20 protein-coding genes and 1 pseudogene are annotated in these 21,349 nt (G+C 46.4%); 16 read left to right on the forward strand and 5 right to left on the reverse strand.

What is annotated here, in order from left to right; all coding sequences use genetic code 11:
* The 4 genes from NST56_RS03915 to NST56_RS03930 all read left to right on the forward strand — a co-directional run bounded on the left by NST56_RS03915 (nt 1) and on the right by NST56_RS03930 (nt 3,981).
* Nucleotides 1–957, forward strand: a complete 957-nt coding sequence (locus NST56_RS03915; RefSeq protein WP_268447756.1) for a sugar ABC transporter permease — start codon at nt 1–3, stop codon at nt 955–957.
* Nucleotides 958–969: 12 nt separating this feature from the next.
* Complete coding sequence (locus tag NST56_RS03920) at nt 970–1,857, forward strand: carbohydrate ABC transporter permease (protein WP_010333314.1); 888 nt, start codon at nt 970–972, stop codon at nt 1,855–1,857.
* Nucleotides 1,858–1,865: 8 nt separating this feature from the next.
* Nucleotides 1,866–3,209 (forward strand): alpha-galacturonidase LplD, encoded by a 1,344-nt coding sequence (gene lplD / locus NST56_RS03925; RefSeq protein ID WP_339180143.1) that lies wholly within the window; start codon nt 1,866–1,868, stop codon nt 3,207–3,209.
* Between the two features lie 76 nt (nt 3,210–3,285).
* Nucleotides 3,286–3,981: a DUF421 domain-containing protein gene (locus tag NST56_RS03930; RefSeq protein WP_010333316.1), complete on the forward strand. Its 696-nt coding sequence runs from the start codon at nt 3,286–3,288 to the stop codon at nt 3,979–3,981.
* Between the two features lie 38 nt (nt 3,982–4,019).
* On the opposite strand, the gene hmoA is transcribed toward NST56_RS03930, so the two are convergent.
* The 3 genes and pseudogenes from hmoA to NST56_RS03945 form a co-directional block, all read right to left on the reverse strand.
* Entirely contained in the window at nt 4,020–4,343 is a 324-nt protein-coding gene (gene hmoA / locus NST56_RS03935; RefSeq protein ID WP_168747161.1) for a heme-degrading oxygenase HmoA, read from the reverse strand.
* Between the two features lie 113 nt (nt 4,344–4,456).
* A pseudogene (locus NST56_RS03940) lies at nt 4,457–4,641 on the reverse strand (VOC family protein); the annotation flags it as partial.
* A 109-nt stretch (nt 4,642–4,750) separates the two neighbouring features.
* The gene (locus NST56_RS03945) at nt 4,751–5,353 is read right to left on the reverse strand and encodes a hypothetical protein (protein WP_339180146.1); all 603 of its coding nucleotides are present in this window, start codon (nt 5,351–5,353) and stop codon (nt 4,751–4,753) included.
* A 196-nt stretch (nt 5,354–5,549) separates the two neighbouring features.
* On the opposite strand from NST56_RS03945, the gene NST56_RS03950 reads away from it, so the two are divergent.
* From NST56_RS03950 to NST56_RS03965, 4 genes are all read left to right on the forward strand, one after another.
* Nucleotides 5,550–6,419, forward strand: a complete 870-nt coding sequence (locus NST56_RS03950) for an STAS domain-containing protein (protein ID WP_326217774.1) — start codon at nt 5,550–5,552, stop codon at nt 6,417–6,419.
* A 155-nt stretch (nt 6,420–6,574) separates the two neighbouring features.
* Complete coding sequence (locus tag NST56_RS03955) at nt 6,575–6,742, forward strand: YezD family protein (RefSeq protein WP_010333321.1); 168 nt, start codon at nt 6,575–6,577, stop codon at nt 6,740–6,742.
* Between the two features lie 115 nt (nt 6,743–6,857).
* Nucleotides 6,858–7,502: a Bax inhibitor-1 family protein gene (locus NST56_RS03960; protein WP_010333322.1), complete on the forward strand. Its 645-nt coding sequence runs from the start codon at nt 6,858–6,860 to the stop codon at nt 7,500–7,502.
* Entirely contained in the window at nt 7,495–7,653 is a 159-nt protein-coding gene (locus NST56_RS03965; protein WP_339180149.1) for a hypothetical protein, read from the forward strand. The genes NST56_RS03960 and NST56_RS03965 overlap by 8 nt, the downstream gene beginning before the upstream one ends.
* A 38-nt stretch (nt 7,654–7,691) precedes the next feature.
* Here the strand turns inward: NST56_RS03965 and NST56_RS03970 are convergent, their stop codons facing one another.
* Nucleotides 7,692–8,195 (reverse strand): MarR family transcriptional regulator, encoded by a 504-nt coding sequence (locus tag NST56_RS03970; RefSeq protein ID WP_339180151.1) that lies wholly within the window; start codon nt 8,193–8,195, stop codon nt 7,692–7,694.
* 161 nt (nt 8,196–8,356) lie between these two features.
* On the opposite strand from NST56_RS03970, the gene NST56_RS03975 reads away from it, so the two are divergent.
* Entirely contained in the window at nt 8,357–9,466 is a 1,110-nt protein-coding gene (locus tag NST56_RS03975; protein WP_339180153.1) for an FAD-dependent oxidoreductase, read from the forward strand.
* 33 nt (nt 9,467–9,499) lie between these two features.
* Here the strand turns inward: NST56_RS03975 and NST56_RS03980 are convergent, their stop codons facing one another.
* On the reverse strand, nt 9,500–10,570 hold the full coding sequence (locus NST56_RS03980; protein WP_229148847.1) for a DUF3900 domain-containing protein: 1,071 nt from the start codon (nt 10,568–10,570) through the stop codon (nt 9,500–9,502).
* A 149-nt stretch (nt 10,571–10,719) separates the two neighbouring features.
* On the opposite strand from NST56_RS03980, the gene NST56_RS03985 reads away from it, so the two are divergent.
* The 7 genes from NST56_RS03985 (at nt 10,720) to NST56_RS04015 (ending at nt 21,335) form a co-directional block, all read left to right on the forward strand.
* Complete coding sequence (locus NST56_RS03985; protein ID WP_339180157.1) at nt 10,720–13,908, forward strand: bifunctional cytochrome P450/NADPH--P450 reductase; 3,189 nt, start codon at nt 10,720–10,722, stop codon at nt 13,906–13,908.
* A gap of 451 nt (nt 13,909–14,359) precedes the next feature.
* Nucleotides 14,360–16,279, forward strand: a complete 1,920-nt coding sequence (gene ltaS1, locus NST56_RS03990) for a lipoteichoic acid synthase LtaS1 (protein ID WP_010333330.1) — start codon at nt 14,360–14,362, stop codon at nt 16,277–16,279.
* 240 nt (nt 16,280–16,519) lie between these two features.
* Nucleotides 16,520–17,284, forward strand: coding sequence for a glucose-1-phosphate cytidylyltransferase (locus NST56_RS03995; protein ID WP_010333331.1), 765 nt, complete (start codon nt 16,520–16,522; stop codon nt 17,282–17,284).
* Between the two features lie 6 nt (nt 17,285–17,290).
* A complete protein-coding gene (locus NST56_RS04000) occupies nt 17,291–18,259 on the forward strand; it encodes a GDP-mannose 4,6-dehydratase (protein ID WP_339180161.1) in 969 nt (322 codons plus the stop codon).
* Nucleotides 18,260–18,281: 22 nt separating this feature from the next.
* Complete coding sequence (locus NST56_RS04005) at nt 18,282–19,193, forward strand: putative nucleotide-diphospho-sugar transferase (protein ID WP_339180163.1); 912 nt, start codon at nt 18,282–18,284, stop codon at nt 19,191–19,193.
* Between the two features lie 28 nt (nt 19,194–19,221).
* Nucleotides 19,222–20,385 carry a glycosyltransferase family 2 protein gene (locus tag NST56_RS04010; RefSeq protein ID WP_010333334.1) on the forward strand — a complete coding sequence of 388 codons (1,164 nt, stop codon included), beginning with the start codon at nt 19,222–19,224 and terminating at the stop codon, nt 20,383–20,385.
* A gap of 14 nt (nt 20,386–20,399) precedes the next feature.
* Nucleotides 20,400–21,335 (forward strand): putative nucleotide-diphospho-sugar transferase, encoded by a 936-nt coding sequence (locus NST56_RS04015; protein WP_010333335.1) that lies wholly within the window; start codon nt 20,400–20,402, stop codon nt 21,333–21,335.
* The last annotated feature ends 14 nt before the right edge of the window (nt 21,336–21,349 follow it).

Consider the following 21,349-nt stretch of genomic DNA (forward strand, 5'->3'; position numbering starts at 1 on the left):
ATGGAAACGGTGCCGAAGAAGGGAAACGCACCTGTTCTCACTGCTGAGAAAGGCATCAGCTGGATGGCTGCGCTCAAAAGAGACAAATGGCTTTATCTTCTTCTTATTCCCGGTCTGCTTTATTTTTTGGTTTTCAAATACCTGCCGATGTGGGGCGTTCTCATTGCATTTAAGGATTATTCGCCATATCTAGGCTTCTGGAAAAGCGAATGGGTCGGTCTTGATTATTTTAAAGACTTTTTTATGAATCCGGATTTTTTCCGGCTGCTGCGCAACACGCTCATGCTGGCAAGCCTTGATCTGCTCTTTGCCTTTCCTGCGCCGCTCATTTTGGCTTTGCTGTTGAATGAGCTGAGGAAGGCTGTGTATAAAAGGTGCGTTCAGACCCTTATTTACGTGCCCCATTTTGTCTCATGGACAATCGTGGTCAGCATCACCTTTGTTTTCTTTACAGTCGATACAGGCGTCATCAACAAAATGGTCATGAGCCTGACGGGGAATCAGATCTCTTTCTTATCAGACGCTGACTGGTTCCGGCCGATGATTGTCATGCAAAGCATCTGGAAGGAGACAGGCTGGGGAACGATTTTATTTCTCGCCGCTTTGGCAACGGTGGATCAGGAGCAATATGAGGCGGCGATCATGGATGGGGCCGGCCGGTTCAGGCGGATGTGGCATATTACGCTTCCGGCAATCAGGAGCACCATCATTGTACTTTTAATTTTACGGATCGGAAGCTTTTTAAATATCGGTTTTGAACAGGTGTATTTGATGACAAACTCGCTCAACCGCAGCGTGGCCGACATCTTCGACACGTATGTTTACATGATGGGGATTACCCAAGGCGCATACAGCTACAGCACGGCTGTCGGTTTGTTTAAATCGGTTGTCGGGATTATCTTAATTTTCGGTGCCAATTACATCGCGAAAAAGTTCGATCAGGAAGGATTGTTTTAGAGGAGGGAGAGTATGGCTGACATACACACGATGCACAACACAAAAGCCGGACGGGTATTTGATGTCTGCAACATTCTGTTTCTCGGCGGCGTCGGCGCGATTACCATTTTGCCGTTTTTGTATATTATCGCAGGTTCCTTTGCGACAGAAGCTGAGCTGGCTCAGCGCAGTTTCTTTATTTTCCCGGAAACCTTTACCCTTGACGCTTATCGGTACGTGTTTTCGACACCGACGTTTATCAGAAGCATGGGCGTATCCATCTTCATCACTGTTGTCGGGACAGCCGTGCAATTGTTTTTCACTTTTACGATGGCGTATCCGCTGGCGAAACGGCATGTGAAAGGACGGAATCTGCTGTTAAACCTGGTGATTTTCTCGATGCTGTTTTCCGGGGGGATGATTCCGACGTACCTTGTCGTCAAATCACTTGGGTTGCTGGATTCCTATTGGGCGCTGATTCTGCCGATGGCGATCAATCCGTTTAACCTCATAATTATCAAAAACTTCTTTCAGCAGCTGCCGCGGGAGCTTGAGGAATCAGCAAAAATTGACGGCTGTTCGGAAATCGGCGTCTTTTGGCGGATCGCCTTGCCGCTGTCAAAGCCGGTCATTGCCACTTTTGCGCTGTTTTATGCGGTCGGGATTTGGAATGATTTCTTCCATGCTCTCTTATATATCAATGACAGTGCAAAATGGCCGCTGCAAATGGTGCTTCGCCAGGTCACGATTTTATCGGACTTAACGGCGACCAATGGCGATACGATGCAAAATACCATTCCGCCGGAGCAGGGAATTAAGCTTGCTGTCATCGTCATCGCGACCATACCGATACTGGCGGTTTATCCATTTTTACAAAAACATTTTGCCAAAGGCATGCTGATCGGTTCTGTGAAAGGCTGAGAAAGGGAGTGTTTCATATCAGTACGTTAGATCAGATCAAAATCGCGTATATCGGCGGAGGCTCCCAAGGCTGGGCTCGAAGCTTGATGAGCGATTTGTCCCTTGATAAACGAATGTCAGGCACGGTGGCGCTCTATGATCTGAATTTTGAAGCGGCAAAGAAAAATGAAATCATCGGCAATCACAGCGGGGACGGCAGATGGAGGTATGAGGCGGTTTCTACTTTGAAAAAGGTATTATCCGGTGCAGATATCATCATTATTTCGATTTTGCCGGGTACCTTGGATGACATGGAAACGGACGTTCATCTGCCTGAGCGATACGGCATTTATCAATCGGTTGGTGATACTGTCGGACCTGGGGGAATCATGAGAGGTTTGCGGGCCGTTCCGATGTTTGCAGAAATTGCCCGGGCAATAAGAGACTACGCCCCCGAATCATGGGTCATCAATTATACAAACCCAATGTCTGTGTGCACGAGAACGCTGTATAAAGTGTTTCCCGGTATAAAAGCGTTCGGCTGCTGCCACGAAGTATTCGGCACGCAAAAACTGCTGGCGGAGATGGTTACAAATAGGCTTGGACTAGAGGTGAAGCGGCGTGAAGACATTCATGTTCATGTGCTGGGCATTAACCATTTTACATGGGTGACAGCAGCTTCTTACCGGCATATTGATCTGCTGCCTGTTTTCCATGATTTCTGTGCGCATTATGCCGAATCCGGCTATGAGCTCGAGGGGGAAAGCTGGAAGGACAGCGTATTTCGCTCTGCACACCGTATTGCATTTGATTTATTTGAAACATACGGTGCCATCCCCGCTGCGGGTGACAGGCATCTGGCTGAGTTTTTCCCCGGTTGTTATCTCAAACAGCCTGAGACATGGAAGTTTCACCTCACACCCATATCCTTCAGAAAACAGGACAGAGACCGGAAACAAAAAGAAACGGATTACATGGCACAGCAAAAACGGGGTGTTGAGAGGAAAGCATCAGGTGAAGAGGGCGTGAACATCATGGCGGCACTCCTCGGGCTGGGCGAACTTGTAACAAATGTGAATCTGCCGAATCAAGGCCAGGTCGCTCATCTGCCATTAGATGCGATCGTGGAAACAAACGCATTTATTACCCGCAACCGTGTCCAGCCGATTGTTTCCGGAGCGCTGCCGAAGGGTGTGGAACTGCTGGCGGCACGACACGTATCCAATCAGGAGGCAGTGGCGGAAGCGGGATTAACAAAGGACCGCGGTCTCGCTTTTCAAGCGTTTCTCAATGACCCGCTTGTCACACTCGACCGCCAGGATGCGGAGCAGCTTTTTGACGACATGCTGTCAAAGCACCAGGCGTTTTTATAATAGCGAACAGTGACCGTTTAGAAATAATGCAGTTGACCATAATGATAGTAGCTCTTAAGAAGTAGGTGCTATCAACATGGGAGATTATCTCAGTGTAGCGGCAGAATTAGTTTGCGGTTTGGGTATTTTATTTGTCATTTTGAAGTTTCTCGGAAAAACCCAATTCTCTCAAATCACTCCGTTTGACTTTATTTCTGCTTTGATTTTAGGGGAACTGGTCGGAAATGCAGTGTATGATCATGAAATTAAGATCAAAGAGATCATTTTTGCTTCACTGCTATGGGGATTGCTGATTTATCTGATTGAATTCATTACCCAAAAAATAAAGGGCTCCAGAAAGTTCCTGGAAGGTGAACCGAGTATTGTCATTCATAGAGGGAAGCTGAAATATGAGATGCTAAAGAAAAACAAGCTCGACATTAATCAGCTGCAGAGCCTTTTAAGGCAGGCAGGCTGCTTTTCCATACAGGAAGTGGAATATGCCATATTAGAAACAAACGGGATGGTCAGCGTTCTTCAGAAATCTGATTTTGGCAATCCGACGAGAAAAGATATGAATCTTCCGCCGCAAGATGTGTCTTTACCCACCACGTTAATTCTTGATGGAGAGATTGTGTATGACAACCTGCAAGAAGCGGGGGTAGACGAACAATGGCTGCGGCAAACGCTGAAAAAGCAGGGAATTGAAAAGACTGAGGATGTGTTATTTGCTGAATGGCATGCTAATAAACCGCTGTACGCCGTCACATTTGAAGAAAGCAGATTTTCATGAAAAAAAGAGCTTGCGGCACAGCCCAAGCTCTTTTTCCGTTATTGATGAGTCCCTTGTTTGACAGCTCTCACGTGATACATGCTCACTTCAGTGCTAATCATATAGTCAGGCTTTGGCTTGCCTTTGTTCGCTTTATGCCCGGCGATATGCGCATCGCTTTTTTCCCACTGCTTCCAGTGATCCTCGGATTCCCAGCGGATCATGACAACGACTTCCTCATCGCCGCGGCGGACGTTTTTCTCAAGCACGGTCACATCAATTAAGCCTTCCTGTTTTTCAATGATTCCTTCAGCGCTGAAACGGTCAATCACCTGATCAGCATGGCCCTCTTTTACCGTCATTTTTCTCAACTGAACAAACATTTATCTCTCCCCAATCACACTCATATATCCGTTATTGTAAATGAAATTCATTCTCAATGTCAAAAAAAGAGCACGGCGGAGCATTTTCTCCGCCGCCGCACTTATGCTTTCAATCAAAACTCATTGCCGTCCTCGTCCTGAAATTGAACAAAGGTGCCCCACTCCATTTGGTTCGGCTCACTGAGAAATTCTACATCGTTTGCCTTCATTCTATCATATGTACCAAAGATGTCTTCATACTCAAAGAGACCTCCAGCCAGCTTGCGTTTGGTCCCATCGGATGGTCCGCCACAATGTCGATTTGTTTGATCATAGGGAGACCTCCAATTCAATAGATATGTATATCTTAACCTGTTAAAGCTAAAGGAACACAGAAAAATCAGCCGGAAGAACCGGCTGATTGACCATTAATATGAACAGCTTACGACATCTATATGTTTTGTGTCCAAGGCGTAATAAAACCAGCGATGGTGTGAGGCATCCCAATAAAAGCCGCCGACGGATTCTCTTCCAAGAATGATTGGGAAGAACCAAAATGAGCTGCCGTTGGTTAACCAAACATAGGTAAATCGGAAGAGACAAGGCTGAATGAGAACGGGTTCAACTAAATAAGCTGCCCCATGCAAGCCCTGAGGCTTTTTCGGTTTTGCCGGCTTTTTATGAGGCGGAGGCCCTTGCGGCGCTCCTCCGCCAACACCCGGCACGGCGCCTCCGCCAACACCAGGCACGGCGCCGCCGCCGATACCAGGCACGGCACCTCCGCCAATACCAGGCCCAGCGCCTCCGCCAATTCCCGGCACGGCGCCGCCGCCGATACCAGGCACGGCACCTCCGCCAATTCCCGGCACGGCGCCTCCGCCGATACCAGGAACAGCACCTCCGCCAAATCCAGGTACGGCGCCGCCGCCAATACCAGGCCCTGGATATCCAACTGGGTAGCGGTAATCATATTCTACTGGGGACCATGGATCATAGATCGGCCCATCATACATATATGGATCATAATACATATCATAACGTCCTTTCTCAAGTAAACTGTACATTTGACAGGATATGAAAGTGGGCTTATATTGGTGAATCTGCCTATGGATAGAATTGGCATGCGCTCAGTGTGCAGAATCAATCTATTTTTCCCTAGTCCCATTCACAATTTCGATTTATAATTTTATAATATAAGAGCTTCTATTACGAAAAAGGAGACAGACCGTGAATATCGATCAAAAACTATATCAATATATCATAGACCATACGGCTGACATTACTGAGAAATGGTTCAGTTTACGGAGACAGCTGCAGGGCGAATTATATTCCGCCGAGCATTTAAGTGAAGATACGAAAAAGCTTTTGACGGAGCAACATACGTTTACTAATATAACAATCGCAAGTGCATTCCTGGAGGAACAAACTGAATTTCAAGACAATATGGCAAAATGGGCGCTGAATGTTGCGAAAAAAAGAGTAGAGCAAGATGTTCCGGTGCATGAGGTCGTTGAAGCCATATCAAATTCAAGAATCGCATTCTGGGATGCTGTTGTTACGTTTATAAAAGAGCATCGGGATATCGTCACAAATGAGGATGCTGACCGCTGGAATCGTATTGTGAATCAGTCTTTCGATAAGCTGATTATTGAGTTTTCCGAGCAGTATCAAAAATTTATGCTGATGAGGCTCACTTCTCAGCAGGAATTAATCAGTGAATTAGGCTGTCCGGTGATTTCCATTGCGGATGGAATCGGCATATTGCCGCTGATTGGCTCTGTCGACACAAAACGTGCGCAGGTGATTTTAGAGACAGTGCCGGTCCGATGCATTGAGAGAAAAATTACAAGCCTTGTAGTCGATCTTTCCGGCGTCCCGATTGTGGATACAATGGTTGCGCAGCAATTGTACAACCTGTCGAAAACACTTTTCTTACTTGGCGTCAAAGCCGTTTTTTCAGGTATTCGACCGGATGTCGCCCAAACATCGATTCAGTTAGGGCTTGATTTCAGTGAATATGAAACATACGGCTCGTTGAAGCAGGCGCTTGAAAACATGGGCGTCCGCTGTATTGTTGAGGTATTGGAAGAAAACTAAGATGAAATCTGATGAGGCATATGACCCTCCCTTGATTGGGTGATCATATGCCTTTTTGATTTGAATGGAAATCACCATTGATTTATTGGAAAAAACATAATATTATAATTCTTATAAGAATACTATGAATTAAAACTGAACAGGGGGGAAGGTCATTGCTTTCAAAAACAACCGTTGATCCGAAAGTGATTGAAAAAATCATCAGCTCGTTGGAAACACTGGATTTCGGCACCGTTCAAATCACCGTACATGATTCCCAGGTCACCCAGATTGAGAAGGTGGAAAAGCACCGTTTCTCACTGAAAAGCAAAGAATCGAAGTAAAAGAGGTGTTTTAAAGGTTTTTGTTCGACATTAAATTCTCCTTAAAACATATACATATTTCATCCATTTTTTATATAATAGACCTTTAAGATCATTTCTTAGGAGGATTTTTGACATGCAAGCTACAGTTCATGAGAGTAAGCATTCGATCATGCAGCGCATTTTGACAGTGTTTATCTTTACACTGCTGATCGCAACCGTCGGGCTGTACATCGGCCAGTTTATTCCTGTCGCTTTGATGCTGCCGCTTTCGATCCTTGAAGTGGCGATGATCATTATCGCCTTCTGGATGCGCAGAAGAAAAGCGGTCGGGTATGCGTTTGTTTATACATTCGCCTTCGTTTCCGGCATTACCCTATTTCCGATTGTCAGCCACTACGCTTCAATTGCCGGCGCCTATGTGGTGCTTGAAGCGTTCGGATCTACATTTTTAATTTTTGCCGTGCTCGGTACAATCGGCGCAAAAATGAAGAAGGATTTATCGTTCCTGTCGTCGTTTCTGCTCGTAGCGCTCATCGCACTAATTGCGGTTGGCATTTTCAGCATCTTCAGCCCGCTGAATTCCGCGGCGATGATGGCGTATTCCGTTATTGGAACCATCGTCTTTTCCCTTTATATCTTGTATGATTTGAACCAAATCAAACACCGCGATATTACGGAGGACTTAATTCCGGTTATGGCATTATCGCTGTACCTTGACTTTATCAACTTGTTCATCAACCTGCTTCGCTTCTTTGGCATTTTAAGCAGTGATGATTAATCAGAAAGCGCCTGTCATTGAGATAGGCGCTTTTTGTAACGGTTGGCGTTTTTTTATGTACAGTGGCGTGACAAAGGTGTCCGGCATTTTTACATCCGTTCTGATCGGCATTGTGTTTGTGATCAACGGCATATTTGTCACCGTTCCTTAAGAAAAAGTGCTGTAGCCTGTCCAGATCAGACGGGTTTTTTAGTCTTTAAACACGCTTAGCTTTTCAAACATATCACTCAGCATATTTACGAACATGTCTTTTTCCTCATTGCTGTAGTTTTCCATTACTGCGGAAATCCTGCTGAAATGGCCCGGCAGAAATTGCTCCAGCCGTTCTTTGCCTTCCTTTGTCAGCTCAATGCTGATTTTTCGTTTATCCTCGTTGTGATGCCTGCGCCGGACAAATCCATCCCTCGTCAGTCCGTCAAGCAGGCCGGTAATCGTCGCCTTCGTGACGTTTGATTGCTTGGCGAGCTCCGTCGGGCTTAACGTGTGGTCCTTTGCGTCGAACAAAAGCATCAGGATTTTAAATTTTCCTTCAGACAATCCGCGTCTGGCGAAATAATGCTCCATCACATGATTCATTTTTTTCGAGATATCAAACAAAGATAAAAACAATTCAAGAGAGCCGGCGTCCACATTGGAATACGTCTCGGCGTGTTCTGTTATATGCTTGTATTGCGGTAAATGTTTTAATTCCATCACAATAAGCTCCCGTACGTTTGTCGTGACACGATTATAATGGAGGGAAAATCAGAACGCAACCTGTGTTGGAGGTGATTGACAGCTGTTTACCGGACATAGTAAGGTAATGTAGTTAGGTGCCTAACTACATACAGCGAACTGAAAAGGTGGTTATCAACATGAAACATATACTGATAGCGGGAGGCGGAATTGGCGGGCTGTCGGCAGCCATTTCTCTCAGGAAAGCAGGTTTTTCCGTCACCTTATGTGAAGCGGCTGCAGAAAACCGCAAGACCGGCGCGGGGATTCTCCAGCCGCAAAACGCACTGGCGGTGTTAAAGGAGCTGGGCGTATTTGAAGAGTGCTGCGAGCATGGATTTCAAACAGCGTGGTTTAAAACATTCGATAAGCAGGGGAATCTGTTATTCAAAGTCAGTGAGTCTTTCTTAGATGATAAGCTTCCGGGCCGCAATAATATCCTGCGAAAAACGTTAAATGACATTCTCATCAAGCATGCCGAAGCTTCGGGCGCAAGGATTTTGTGGGGGAAAAAGATTGTGGCTTATGAAGAAACGCCTGAAGCGGTTACTGCCGTATGTGATGATGGAGAAAAGATGCAGGCTGACATTCTGGCGGGCTTTGACGGCATTCATTCCATTGTGCGGGATACCATGCTGCAAAAAGAAATAGAAAAAGAGTTTCTCGGCATGGGGGCGTGGCGCTTTTATATCGAGCTTCCCGATTACACATTTGAGGACGCGACATTGATGTACAGAAGCGGAGAGACACAAATTGGCGTCGTGCCATTGGCGGAACACGCCGGCTATGTCTTCGTCCTCCAGCCTTGCACGAGCGATTACTGGGATGAGGAAGAGACCCGGTTTGATAGACTCAAAGAGATCCTCTCAGGCTTCCCGGGGCTTGATTTTGTCACAAAGCATATGTCAAAAGAACACCCCATCATTTTTAATAAACTGGAGCAGGTCGCCGTGCAGGAGCCATGGTACAAAGGCCGCGTCGTCATCGGGGGAGACGCCGCCCACGCCGGAGCGCCGACCTTGGCGCAAGGAGCGGCCATGGCCATTGAAGATGCGATTGTGCTTTCCGAAGAGCTCAAAAAGCATGACGACCTCGAAACCGCGTTTCAGACATACGACGAAAGAAGAGCACCAAGAGCGCTCAAAGTGCAGGACTTATCTTCAGAAATCGTCCGCCGCGGGCTGAAAGGAGAGCCGGGAGCGGAAGAGCTGATTGGGGAGTGCTATGCGGTGTTGAGGGAAGGATATTAAAAAGGAAAAGTCCAGAATTGAATTCTGGACTTTTTATTCTTGCTCTGTTTTATTCCGTATCCGCTCAATCACCTCATGCAGCCCCTCAGGCTTATAAAACTCCACCGGTGAACTGCCCTTCTCAAACGAAATCGTCTCCGCTTCAATCAGCGCGACATAGCGCCCGTTCACTTTTGCGAGATGAATCGATTCGCCAAAATCAGCTAGCAATCCTTTAATCTCGGTTTCTCCGACTTTCATTTTCAGCTCGGCTTCCGGCGTGTGCTCAATGATCTGGGCGGAGGCTTCGATCACTTGATGTGTGTCGAGGCGTTCTTGGATTTCCCGTTTTTCGCTCGCTTCCCAGATTTCGATGTCTTGTTCAAACTGCTTGAGCTCTTCACTGTTGTCCTCAAATGTCTCATAGACGTGTTCCTGCACCATGTTCATGACCTGGGTTTTCATGATTTCCGGCATTGATTCACCGTACTCAACGAATTTCAGGAAATCCTCGAAATAGCGGGCGTGCGAGGCCTGGTGGATTTTCAGCTCGCCTTCCTCGATCATTCCTTCCTCCGGCATGAACGGGTATTGGATGCTCTTCATGTTTTTTGTCGTAATGGCCATTTCGACTTTTTTAATGAGGGAAGACGCGTCTGAGATGCGGGCGACCTTCGGCTCAAAATCACATTTCATAATGAAGACAAATGACTCGTCGAAGTATTTTCTCGGCACAGCCGAAGCGACTAAGAATACACCGCCGCGGACCGCACTCGTGTCGAGGTACGTGCGGACGAACTGTTCGCTCAGCTCGTTAAAGTCCTCTTTTGTTTCCGCCAGGCGGGCGCGGTTGAACAAGTTGTAGTTCGGGTTGGAATCCAGCTCGTGGCCGGGCTCGACGATAAAGTGGCCGATTTTCGTCGGCACCTGCTCGGATGGCGGATGGCGGTCGGCTTTCCGTTTGACGATTTTTTTCAGCTCTCCGTCAAGAAAGTCCTTCAGCTCGCTTTCTTCAAACTCCTCTGTATCAAGGGTCTGGAAGTGCTTGAATTGCTTGTTTGCCTGCTCATCCTTGCCTTCCACCTGTATGACATAAAAGGATAAAAATCGAATTTCAAAATCCATATGTGAACTCACCTTATTTGCGTATTGTACAGCTTCTCAAGTATAGAAAAAACAACGATCAGGCGTCAATCAGAGAAATGGAATAATCGTCACCATGAAAGGGAAATGTAGTCAGATAGAAAGCATTACATACGGAAAGGAATGGTTCGATGAAGGAAACAAGCCCGATTCCTCAGCCGAAGACGTTTGGACCGCTCGGCAATCTTCCTTTAATTGATAAAGATAAACCGACTCTGTCACTGATCAAATTGGCGGAAGAGCAAGGCCCTATTTTTCAAATTCACACACCGGCGGGTACGACAATTGTGGTGTCCGGCCATGAATTCGTGAAAGAAGTTTGTGATGAAGAGCGTTTCGATAAAAGCATTGAAGGCGCTTTGGAAAAGGTTCGCGCGTTTTCGGGTGACGGATTGTTTACAAGCTGGACGCACGAGCCCAACTGGAGAAAAGCGCACAACATTCTCATGCCGACGTTCAGCCAGCGGGCCATGAAGGATTATCATGAAAAAATGGTTGATATCGCTGTTCAGCTGATTCAAAAGTGGGCTCGGCTCAATCCGAATGAAGCAGTCGATGTTCCCGCTGATATGACCCGGCTGACATTGGACACGATTGGGTTATGCGGGTTTAACTATCGTTTTAACAGCTACTACAGAGAAACGCCTCATCCGTTTATCAACAGCATGGTGCGCGCGCTGGATGAAGCGATGCACCAGATGCAGCGGCTCGATGTTCAAGATAAACTCATGGTCAGAACAAAGCGCCAATTCCACCACGATATTCAAACGATGTTTTCGTTAGTCGACAGCATTATTGCGGAGCGCAAGGCGGATGGAGATCAGGATGAAAAAGATTTGCTCGCCCGGATGCTGAAGGTGGAAGATCCGGAGACCGGGGAGAAGCTTGATGATGAAAATATCCGTTTTCAGATCATTACATTTTTAATTGCCGGGCATGAAACAACGAGCGGCCTGCTGTCGTTTGCGATCTACTTTTTATTGAAGCATCCTGACAAACTGAAAAAGGCGTATGAAGAGGTCGACCGGGTGCTGACGGGTGCAGCGCCGACCTATAAACAAGTGCTCGAGCTGAAATACATACGGATGATTTTAAATGAATCACTGCGCTTATGGCCGACGGCTCCGGCTTTCAGTCTTTATCCGAAGGAAGATACGGTCATTGGCGGAAAATATCCGATCACAACCAAGGACAGAATTTCTGTCTTGATTCCGCAGCTTCACCGCGATCAAGACGCATGGGGAGAGGACGCTGAAGAATTTCGTCCAGAACGGTTCGAACATCAGGACCAAGTGCCTCATCATGCCTACAAGCCGTTTGGGAATGGACAGAGAGCCTGTATTGGCATGCAGTTTGCCCTGCATGAAGCTACACTTGTGCTGGGCATGGTATTAAAATATTTCACTTTGATTGATCACGAGAATTATGAGCTTGATATCAAACAAACGCTGACACTTAAGCCCGGTGATTTTCACATCCGAGTTCAAACGCGAAATCAGGAAGCGATTCATGCCGGCGTCCCGTCGGAGGAAAAAGCGGCGCACGACGATGAACAAAAGAGCAAACAGGAAACGAAGAGTGCTTCGGTTATCGGTCTCAACAATCGGCCGTTACTCGTACTGTATGGCTCTGATACCGGCACCGCGGAAGGCGTCGCCCGGGAGCTTGCCGATACAGCGAGTCTTCACGGCGTAAGGACTGAGGTGGCGCCCTTGAACGATCAGATTGGAAAGCTGCCGAAAGAGGGAGCCGTTGTGATCGTCACCTCTTCCTATAATGGAAAACCGCCAAGCAATGCGGGTCAGTTTGTGCAGTGGCTTGACGAAATACAGCCAGGTGAGCTGGAGGGTGTCCATTATGCGGTGTTTGGCTGTGGTGATCATAACTGGGCAAGCACGTATCAGTACGTTCCGCGAACCATTGACGAGCAGCTAGCGGAAAAAGGGGCGACCCGTTTTTCTGCACGCGGAGAGGGCGATGTCAGCGGGGATTTTGAAGGACAGCTTGACCAGTGGAAAAAAAGCATGTGGTCGGACGCCATCAAAGCCTTCGGACTCGAACTTAATGAAAACGCTGATAAGGAGCGAAGCACGCTGAGCCTTCAGTTTGTCAGGGGGCTGGGAGAATCCCCATTAGCCCGGTCGTATGAAGCGGTTCACGCATCCATTGCGGAAAATCGAGAACTCCAGTCCGCAGACAGTGGCCGCAGCACCCGCCATATTGAAATTGCACTGCCTTCTGGCGTCGAATATCGGGAGGGCGATCACCTTGGCGTTCTGCCAAGGAACAGCAGGACAAATGTCAGCCGGATTCTTCACAGATTCGGCTTAAAAGGAACGGACCAAGTTACACTGACGGCAAGCGGGCGCAGCTCCGGGCATCTGCCTTTGGATCAGCCTGTCAGCCTGCATGATCTGCTCAGCTACAGCGTTGAGGTGCAGGAAGCGGCAACCAGGGCGCAAATACGCGAGCTGGCCGCATTTACCGTCTGTCCGCCTCATAAACGTGAATTGGAAGATATGACGGAAGAGGGCGTTTATCAGGAACAAATTTTGAAAAAACGGATTTCCATGCTGGATCTGCTCGAGCAATATGAATCATGTGAAATGCCGTTTGAACGGTTTTTAGAGCTTTTACGCCCGTTAAAACCGCGGTATTATTCGATTTCAAGCTCCCCGCGGGTGAATCCGGAACAAGCCGCGATAACTGTAGGCGTTGTGCGCGGGCCGGCTTGGAGCGGCAGCGGCGAATATCGCGGAGTGGCATCGAATGACTTAGCGGAGCGGAAGGCGGGAGATGATGTCGTGATGTTTGTCCGCACGCCGGAATCCCGATTTCAGCTTCCGGAAGACCCTGAAACACCAATCATCATGGTGGGGCCGGGAACAGGAGTTGCGCCATTCCGCGGATTCCTGCAAGCCCGGTTAGCTTTAAAACGCGAGGGAAAAACGCTCGGCGAAGCCCATCTTTATTTTGGCTGCAGAAACGATCGCGATTTTATTTACCGAGATGAGCTTAAGCAGTTTGAACAAGACGGAATTGTTACTGTGCACACGGCTTTTTCCCGTAAAGAAGGCATACCGAAAACGTACGTTCAGCACCTCATGGCGGAGCATGCGGAAACCTTAATTTCGATCCTCGACCGCGGCGGCCGTCTTTATGTATGCGGTGACGGCAGCAGGATGGCGCCTGATGTGGAGGCCGCGCTGCAAAACGCGTATCAATCTGTTCATGGCACCAGTGAAGAAGAAGCGCAAAACTGGCTCAGACATCTGCAGGAAACAGGCATGTATGCAAAGGATGTCTGGTCGGGAATTTGATTGTTTTTACAAAGGACTGGAGAGATCCAGTCCTTTTGTTATGTCCTTTTTAAAAAAATGTGATCTCGCTAAACGTCTGTGCATACAATAACCACAGTCCGCCTGAAGGGCGGGCTGTCCTTAAGACCTATTTTTCGTTTTTGCTAGTTTATGTTATTCTTATACTCGGTATCTATTTCTTTTTTTCCAAAAGCGGGCAGGACAAAAGAAACCTTTTTTATTTCCGAGAAAAAAGTGAAACGAATTGAGGGCTTCTTTCGTCCAGTGTTTGGTTTGAAATAGGTGTAATAGAAATGGTATGTGCAAAACGTAAATATCCCGGTATAGCGCGGTATATTTATTTGTTGTGTGATGCCTTGATTTTGTTTGGAAAGAAGGAATTGGAAGACAGGATAAAAGAGAAAGTAAAAGTAAATAAAGACTTAACGTGTTTAAGAAAGTAGAGGTTGCCATGAAGAAACTTTTTTCTTACAAACTTAGCTTTTTTGTGTTGGCTGTTATACTGTTTTGGGCAAAAACGTATTTATCCTACAAAACAGAGTTTAACCTTGGGGTAAAAGGCACAACCCAAGAAATCCTTTTGGTGTTTAACCCGTTCTCAAGCGCCGTCTTCTTTTTAGGACTGGCATTGCTTGCGAAAGGGCGAAAATCGGCTATTATTATGCTGATTATTGATTTTGTGATGACGTTCATTTTATATGCAAATATTTTATTCTATCGTTTCTTTGATGATTTCTTAACGTTCCCGAACATTAAACAGTCCGGCAACGTCGGAAACATGGGCGACGGTATTTTCAGCATCATGGCCGGTCATGATATTTTCTATTTCTTAGATATTATCATCTTGATTGCGGTATTGATCTGGAGACCTGAATTCAAAGGATTCAAAATGAAAAAACGTTTTGCGTCTTTGGTGATTCTTTCCGGGGTCGCACTATTTTTCATCAACCTGCATTTTGCGGAAAAAGACCGCCCGCAGCTGCTGACAAGAACGTTTGACCGCAATTATATCGTAAAATACTTAGGTCTTTACAATTACACCATTTATGACGGTGTGCAGACGGCTCAAACAGAAACGCAAAGAGCGTATGCAAGCAGCGATGATCTGACAAGTGTCGAGAATTACACGACGTCTCATTACGCGAAGCCGAACGCTGAGTACTTTGGGTCTGCCAAAGGCAAAAACATCATTAAGATTCATCTGGAAAGCTTCCAGTCGTTCCTGATTGATTACAAGCTGAACGGTGAAGAAGTTACGCCATTCTTAAATAAACTGGCCCACGGCGGCGAAGACGTCACGTACTTCGATAACTTCTTCCATCAGACAGGTCAGGGGAAAACATCTGATGCCGAGCTGACAATGGATAACTCGATCTTCGGTCTTCCAGAAGGCTCCGCATTTGTAACAAAAGGCGAAAACACATACCAGTCGCTTCCTGCGATATTGGATCAGAAGGAAGGCTATACTAGCGCCGTCCTGCATGGTGACTACAAATCGTTCTGGAACCGCGACCAGATTTACAAACATATCGGCTATGACAAATTTTTCGACGCAAGCACGTATGACATGTCAGAAGAAAACATCATTAATATGGGGCTCAAGGATAAGCCGTTCTTTACAGAATCAATTCCAAAACTTGAATCTCTTAAAAAGCCGTTTTACGCACATTTGATTACCTTGACAAACCATTATCCGTTTAACTTGGATGAAAAAGACGCGACGATTAAGAAAGCGACGACTGGCGATAATACAGTCGACAGCTATTTCCAGACTGCCCGTTACCTTGACGAGTCCCTTGAGCAATTCTTCAAGGAACTGAAGGAAGCAGGTCTGTATGACAACTCAGTCATCATGATTTACGGTGACCACAATGGTATCTCTGAAAACCATAACCGCGCGATGAAAGAAATTCTCGGAAAAGAGATCACAGATTATCAAAACGCGCAAAACCAGCGCGTGCCTCTGATGATCCGCATCCCTGGCAAAAAAGGCGGAGTGAACCATACGTATGGCGGTGAAATTGACGTTATGCCGACACTTCTTCACTTGCAAGGTATTGATTCTGAGAAATATATCAACTTCGGTACCGATTTATTCTCTAAAGACCACGACGAAACAGTGGCGTTTAGAAACGGCGACTTCGTAACGCCGAAGTACACATCTGTCGACAATATCATCTATGATACGAAGACAGGTAAAGAAGTAAAAGCGAATGAAGATACGAAGAACCTGAAAACAAGAGTGACACAGCAGCTGAAGCTTTCTGACAGTGTCCTTTACAAAGACCTGCTGAGATTCCACAAACTCAGTGACTTTAAAGCCGTTGATCCGTCTGATTATCATTACGGCAAGGAAAAAGATATCGAATAAGACAAAGAAGAGCCTTGAGCGGGCGTATTGCCGCGCTCAGGGCTCTTTTTTTGTGTGGTTACATAACCAAGTTGAAAAAATAGATTCCATTTGGTCACCAAGGCCGCCTCTCTCTCATATCATTACAGTAGATTTTGAAACCGGTATTGGAATCGGACAAATTATCGGGGAAATGCCTTGATAGATTGTAAGGAGGTACCAAGGTTTCGAACTCAATATTCATAGAGATGAGGGGTAGAGATGAAAGCGGTCATTCTCTGCGGCGGAAAAGGAACGAGAATGAGTGAGGTCACGAATGAACTTCCTAAACCGCTCGCCATGATAGGCGGAAAACCGATTCTATGGCATATTATGAAAATCTATCAGTACTACGGAGTGAACGAGTTTATTCTGCTTTTAGGCTACAAAGGAGAAAAAATCAAAGAATATTTTCTGAATTACGAATGGAAGCACAACAGCCTCACGCTCGACAGCTCTACAGGAGAGGTGCAGATGCTGGGACAGCCTGAAACGTGGAAAATTACGTTTTTGGAGACAGGGGAAGATACGCTGACAGCCGGAAGAATCTTGCAGGCGAAGGACTATATCGGCAATGAAACGTTTATGCTCACCTATGGGGACGGGCTGGCCAATATCAATCTTTTTCATCTCATCAGCTATCATCAGACAAAGGGTGCTGCTGCGACTGTTACCGGCATTGATAAAGTTTCGCAGTTCGGCACCTTGACGGTTGAGGATGGTATAGCGAAAACTTTTTCTGAAAAGACATCGAGTGACGGCATCATCAATGGCGGATTTTTCGTTCTCGATCCAAAGGTTTTCGATTATTTGCCGAAGGACGGGAACGCCATGTTCGAAGATGAACCGCTGAAAAACCTTGCGAAAGACGGTGAACTTGCCGTGTATCGCCATTACGGATTTTGGACGGCAATCGATACGTATAAAAATCTTTTGGAAGTCAACAAGATGTGGGATCAAGGACAACATGTATGGAAGGTATGGTGAACTGATTTGAGTTTCTGGAAAAATAAAAACGTATTTGTCACGGGTTGTACAGGTCTTTTAGGAAGCTATTTGGTGAAAGAGCTGATCGAACAGGGCGCAAACGTGACGGGGCTTGTCAGAGATCATGTGCCTCAGTCCAATCTTTATCAGGGAGAACATGTGAAGAAAATGAACATCGTGCAGGGCGCTCTTGAAGATTTGCCCGTGATTGAACGCGCGCTTGGAGAGTATGAAATCGATACGGTGTTTCACCTCGCTGCACAAGCGATTGTCGGCGTTGCAAACCGCAACCCGGTTTCCACCTTTGAGGCGAATATTCTCGGCACGTGGAATATCCTTGAGGCCTGCCGGAAGCATCCGTTAATCAAGCGTGTCATTGTCGCGTCAAGCGATAAGGCATACGGTGATCAAGAAAACCTTCCGTACGATGAAGATATGCCGCTGCAAGGCAAGCATCCGTACGACGTATCGAAAAGCTGCGCGGATCTGATCAGCCATACGTATTTTCACACCTATGGCCTTCCGGTCTGTATTACGCGCTGCGGAAATCTGTACGGCGGCGGGGATTTGAACCTCAACCGTATCATTCCGCAGACGATTCAGCTTGTGCTGAACGGGGAAGCTCCCGAAATCCGCAGCGACGGCACCTTTGTCCGCGACTATTTCTATATTGAAGATGCCGTTCAGGCTTACCTGCTTCTGGCGGAGAAAATGGAGGAACTCAATCTCGCCGGGGAAGCCTTTAACTTCAGCAATGAGATTCAGCTGACTGTGCTTGAATTAGTCGAAAAAATATTAAAGAAAATGAACAGCAATCTGAAGCCAAAGGTGCTGAACCAGGGAAGCAATGAAATCAAGCACCAATATTTATCCGCGGAAAAAGCGAGAAAGCTGCTGAATTGGACACCTGCTTACACCATTGATGAAGGACTTGAAAAAACCATTGGGTGGTATACAGAATTCTTCAAAAAGTAACGCGAAATGAGGTGAACATACCATGACGAGCGCCTATTGCACCGTTTTATCAAAAGGAAGATTATATCAGGCAGTCGCCTTATTTAAGTCTTTAGCGCAAGTCGATCAAGACAGCCCCATTTTTACGCTTTGTATGGATGATGACACGCACCGCGTATTGCAGAAATTGAATATGAAGCAGCTGACTCTTGTGCCGGTGGCAGCGCTTGAAAATGAAACGCTCCTGAAGCTGAAGGATACAAGGGATCAAAGCGAGTACTGCTGGACGATGAAGCCGATCTTTCTGCAAGCTGTGCTGAACAGCAATCCCGAGCTGGAACGGGTGACGTATATTGACGGAGATTTATTTTTCTACACCGATCCGTCACCGATATTTACGAATCAGCCGGACTGCTCGGTGCTGCTTTCCCGGGGCGATATCATTATTCCTTCGTTTGAAAGAGAGCAAATTGATATGCTGCAGCGTCTGTTAGGCAGATATAACTCTGGCTTTATCAGCTTTAAACATGATAAAGCAGGGACGGATTGTTTGGAGTGGTGGAAGGAGCGCTGTCTTGAGGAATGTAAAAATGCGCCGGGTGAAGGGAAATTCGGGGATCAGGGCTATTTGGATTATATGTCTGAGCTGTTTCCGAATGTGTGTGACATTACGACACCAGGTGTGAACATCGGCCATTGGAATTACGGACAGCACACGTTTTCCTGGAAGGATGACCGGATTGTATTGGAAGATGGAAATCCGCTGATCTTCTATCATTTCAGCGGATATCGAATCGTCAGCATCAATGAAATCAAACAGATTCACGAAACAACACGCACAGACCTGCCGTTTGTGCATGAGCTGTACCAGCAGACCCTGCCGCATATCATTCAGCATATCAAAGCGCTAGACCCTGAATTTAACGGTTTTGCTTCAAAAGATGATAACAAATAAATGATTAAATACAGGAAGTGAAAATGAAGTGAAAGCAAGCGTTATTATTCCTGCATATAATTCAAAGGAGCGCCTTTATAACAGTCTTCTGTCCTTAAACCAGCAGGAGTGCGCTGAAGAGTTTGAGGTCATCGTAGCGGATAATGGCTCTGAGGACGGGACGCTCTCGATGCTCAAATCGTTTCAAGCGGACTTTCCGCTGATTTTTGTACGGATTAAAGAAAACAGGGGCATTGCCTACGGAAGAAATCAGGCGGTCCGCAATGCCAGAGGAGATATTCTGATATTCCATGACAGCGATATGCTTGCTGCCAAGGATCTTGTGGCAAAGCATATCAAAGCGCATGAAAACGAAGAGAATCTTGTCGTGTGCGGTTTGTTTTGGAAAAGGATCTACAGCTATTATTATGAGCGCTTTGAAGATGAACATAAGAAGCAGCTTGCAAAGTTATATGATGAAATGCCGAAAAAAGACAAACAAAAGCTTCTGTCAGAGGCGGATATCAAAAACGAAAGCTTCTTAAATCAAAGCTTTGACCTTGATACCGATTTTATTGACGTGCTGAAGCGGATACTGGATGAATACGGCGATGACTTAAAGGGCTACCATATGCCGTGGCGTTTTTTTATCACAAACAATTCATCAGTAAAACGAAAGCATGTGGCTGATCTCGGTTTGTTTGACGAAGGCATTGTACGGTACGGGTTCGAGGATTATGATCTTGGGATCAGGCTCCATCAGGCCGGACTGACGTTCAGACTGCATCGCGATATTGTCAGCGTTCATCAGGAGCACCCAAGCAATTGTCAGTCAGTAGACGATATCAGAACAAACATTGCCTATATGTGCGACAAATATAACAACATTCAGTCATTAGATGTTCATCTTGCCTTTAACGGCCCATTCCCTCCAGACATGACCAACAGGATCATGTCTGATATACACAAACTGCTGGACTCGAAGAAATACGACATGCTGCTGCATCTGTTTCTTGAGCTGCTCCATGTCGTGAAGGATCGCAATCTGGACCCGGATTGGCAGAAAAAAACACCGAGGGTGACAGCGAAAAACTTTGATTTGCAAGCCGTTAAAAAGCTTCTGCCAAAAGCGAAGAAGAAGCTTGGCGTGAACGATTTTTCTAATGCACTGTATGCGCTTGTCAATGATTTACTGCACGTGGATCTTAGATAAATGGATGTGGTATGGTGAGTCAATTTCATTTTTCAACAATAGTGTCAAGGACGCACATCTTTAAACTGATGCCTATGATTCATTCCCTCCATGAGCATTGTGATGATTTTCATTTATATGTGCTGTGTGTTGATCAGAAGGCATATGAATTGCTTCAGCACGTGCCATGGGAGCATGTCACCTTTGTGCAGCTTCATGAAATGGAAGATCCGGAGCTATTGGAAGCGAAAAGCAACAGAACGTTCCATGAGTATTGCTGGACACTGAAGCCCGCATTTTTGTTCCATGTCATGAGCCAGTGGGATGACGCCGAATATTATGCCCACATGGATACCGATCTGTTTTTCTTTTCTGATCCAGCGCGCATTTTTGGCGAAAACCCGGCGGCTTCTCTGTATTTGACCGATCACCGCAACTCGCCGCGGTTCATGTCTTATTATGAGCGGACCGGACGTTTTAACACAGGCTTTGTCGGCGCCCGGAATACAGAAGAAGCTTATAAAGCGGTATGGCAATGGAGACAGGATTGCATTGAATATTGCACGGTGGAAATGAATACGGAAAGAAAGACGTACGGAGATCAAAGGTATGTGGAGAAGTGGCCGGCGCAGTATCAGGGTGTGCATGTTGTCAAATCAACCGGAGTCAATACGGCGCTTTGGAATATAGAAAATTATAAGGTGACTCAAAAGAACGGCCGTGTTTATCTAGATGAAACGCCGCTGATTTTCTATCATTTCTCCGGGTTTACGTTGGTCACGGAGAACGAATTTAATCTTTGCTGGTATTACCGCATTGAAGACGAAGCGGCCATTGAAATGATTTATATGCCGTATGTGTTAAATCTGAAAAGGTGGATTGACGAAATACAGACGGCATTTCCGGACTTTGCCGACGGCTTTATCCCGAAGCACGCGGTGCCGGACACTCATTTTATACAGCTTGATTAAAAAAACCCTGCCGC

It is taken from the genome of Bacillus sp. FSL R5-0560 (assembly GCF_037966305.1).
Taxonomy (GTDB): Bacteria; Bacillota; Bacilli; order Bacillales; family Bacillaceae; genus Bacillus; species Bacillus mojavensis.

Excerpts from the sequence above, each read along its gene's own strand:
- NST56_RS03915 (WP_268447756.1), top strand. The coding sequence starts at position 1 with ATGGAAACGGTGCCGAAGAAGGGAAACGCACCTGTTCTCACTGCTGAG.
- NST56_RS03920 (WP_010333314.1), top strand. The coding sequence starts at position 970 with ATGGCTGACATACACACGATGCACAACACAAAAGCCGGACGGGTATTT.
- NST56_RS03930 (WP_010333316.1), top strand. The coding sequence starts at position 3,286 with ATGGGAGATTATCTCAGTGTAGCGGCAGAATTAGTTTGCGGTTTGGGT.
- hmoA (WP_168747161.1), bottom strand. The coding sequence starts at position 4,343 with ATGTTTGTTCAGTTGAGAAAAATGACGGTAAAAGAGGGCCATGCTGAT.
- NST56_RS03945 (WP_339180146.1), bottom strand. The coding sequence starts at position 5,353 with ATGTATTATGATCCATATATGTATGATGGGCCGATCTATGATCCATGG.
- NST56_RS03960 (WP_010333322.1), top strand. The coding sequence starts at position 6,858 with ATGCAAGCTACAGTTCATGAGAGTAAGCATTCGATCATGCAGCGCATT.
- NST56_RS03965 (WP_339180149.1), top strand. The coding sequence starts at position 7,495 with ATGATTAATCAGAAAGCGCCTGTCATTGAGATAGGCGCTTTTTGTAAC.
- NST56_RS03970 (WP_339180151.1), bottom strand. The coding sequence starts at position 8,195 with ATGGAATTAAAACATTTACCGCAATACAAGCATATAACAGAACACGCC.
- NST56_RS03975 (WP_339180153.1), top strand. The coding sequence starts at position 8,357 with ATGAAACATATACTGATAGCGGGAGGCGGAATTGGCGGGCTGTCGGCA.
- NST56_RS03980 (WP_229148847.1), bottom strand. The coding sequence starts at position 10,570 with ATGGATTTTGAAATTCGATTTTTATCCTTTTATGTCATACAGGTGGAA.
- NST56_RS03985 (WP_339180157.1), top strand. The coding sequence starts at position 10,720 with ATGAAGGAAACAAGCCCGATTCCTCAGCCGAAGACGTTTGGACCGCTC.
- ltaS1 (WP_010333330.1), top strand. The coding sequence starts at position 14,360 with ATGAAGAAACTTTTTTCTTACAAACTTAGCTTTTTTGTGTTGGCTGTT.
- NST56_RS03995 (WP_010333331.1), top strand. The coding sequence starts at position 16,520 with ATGAAAGCGGTCATTCTCTGCGGCGGAAAAGGAACGAGAATGAGTGAG.
- NST56_RS04005 (WP_339180163.1), top strand. The coding sequence starts at position 18,282 with ATGACGAGCGCCTATTGCACCGTTTTATCAAAAGGAAGATTATATCAG.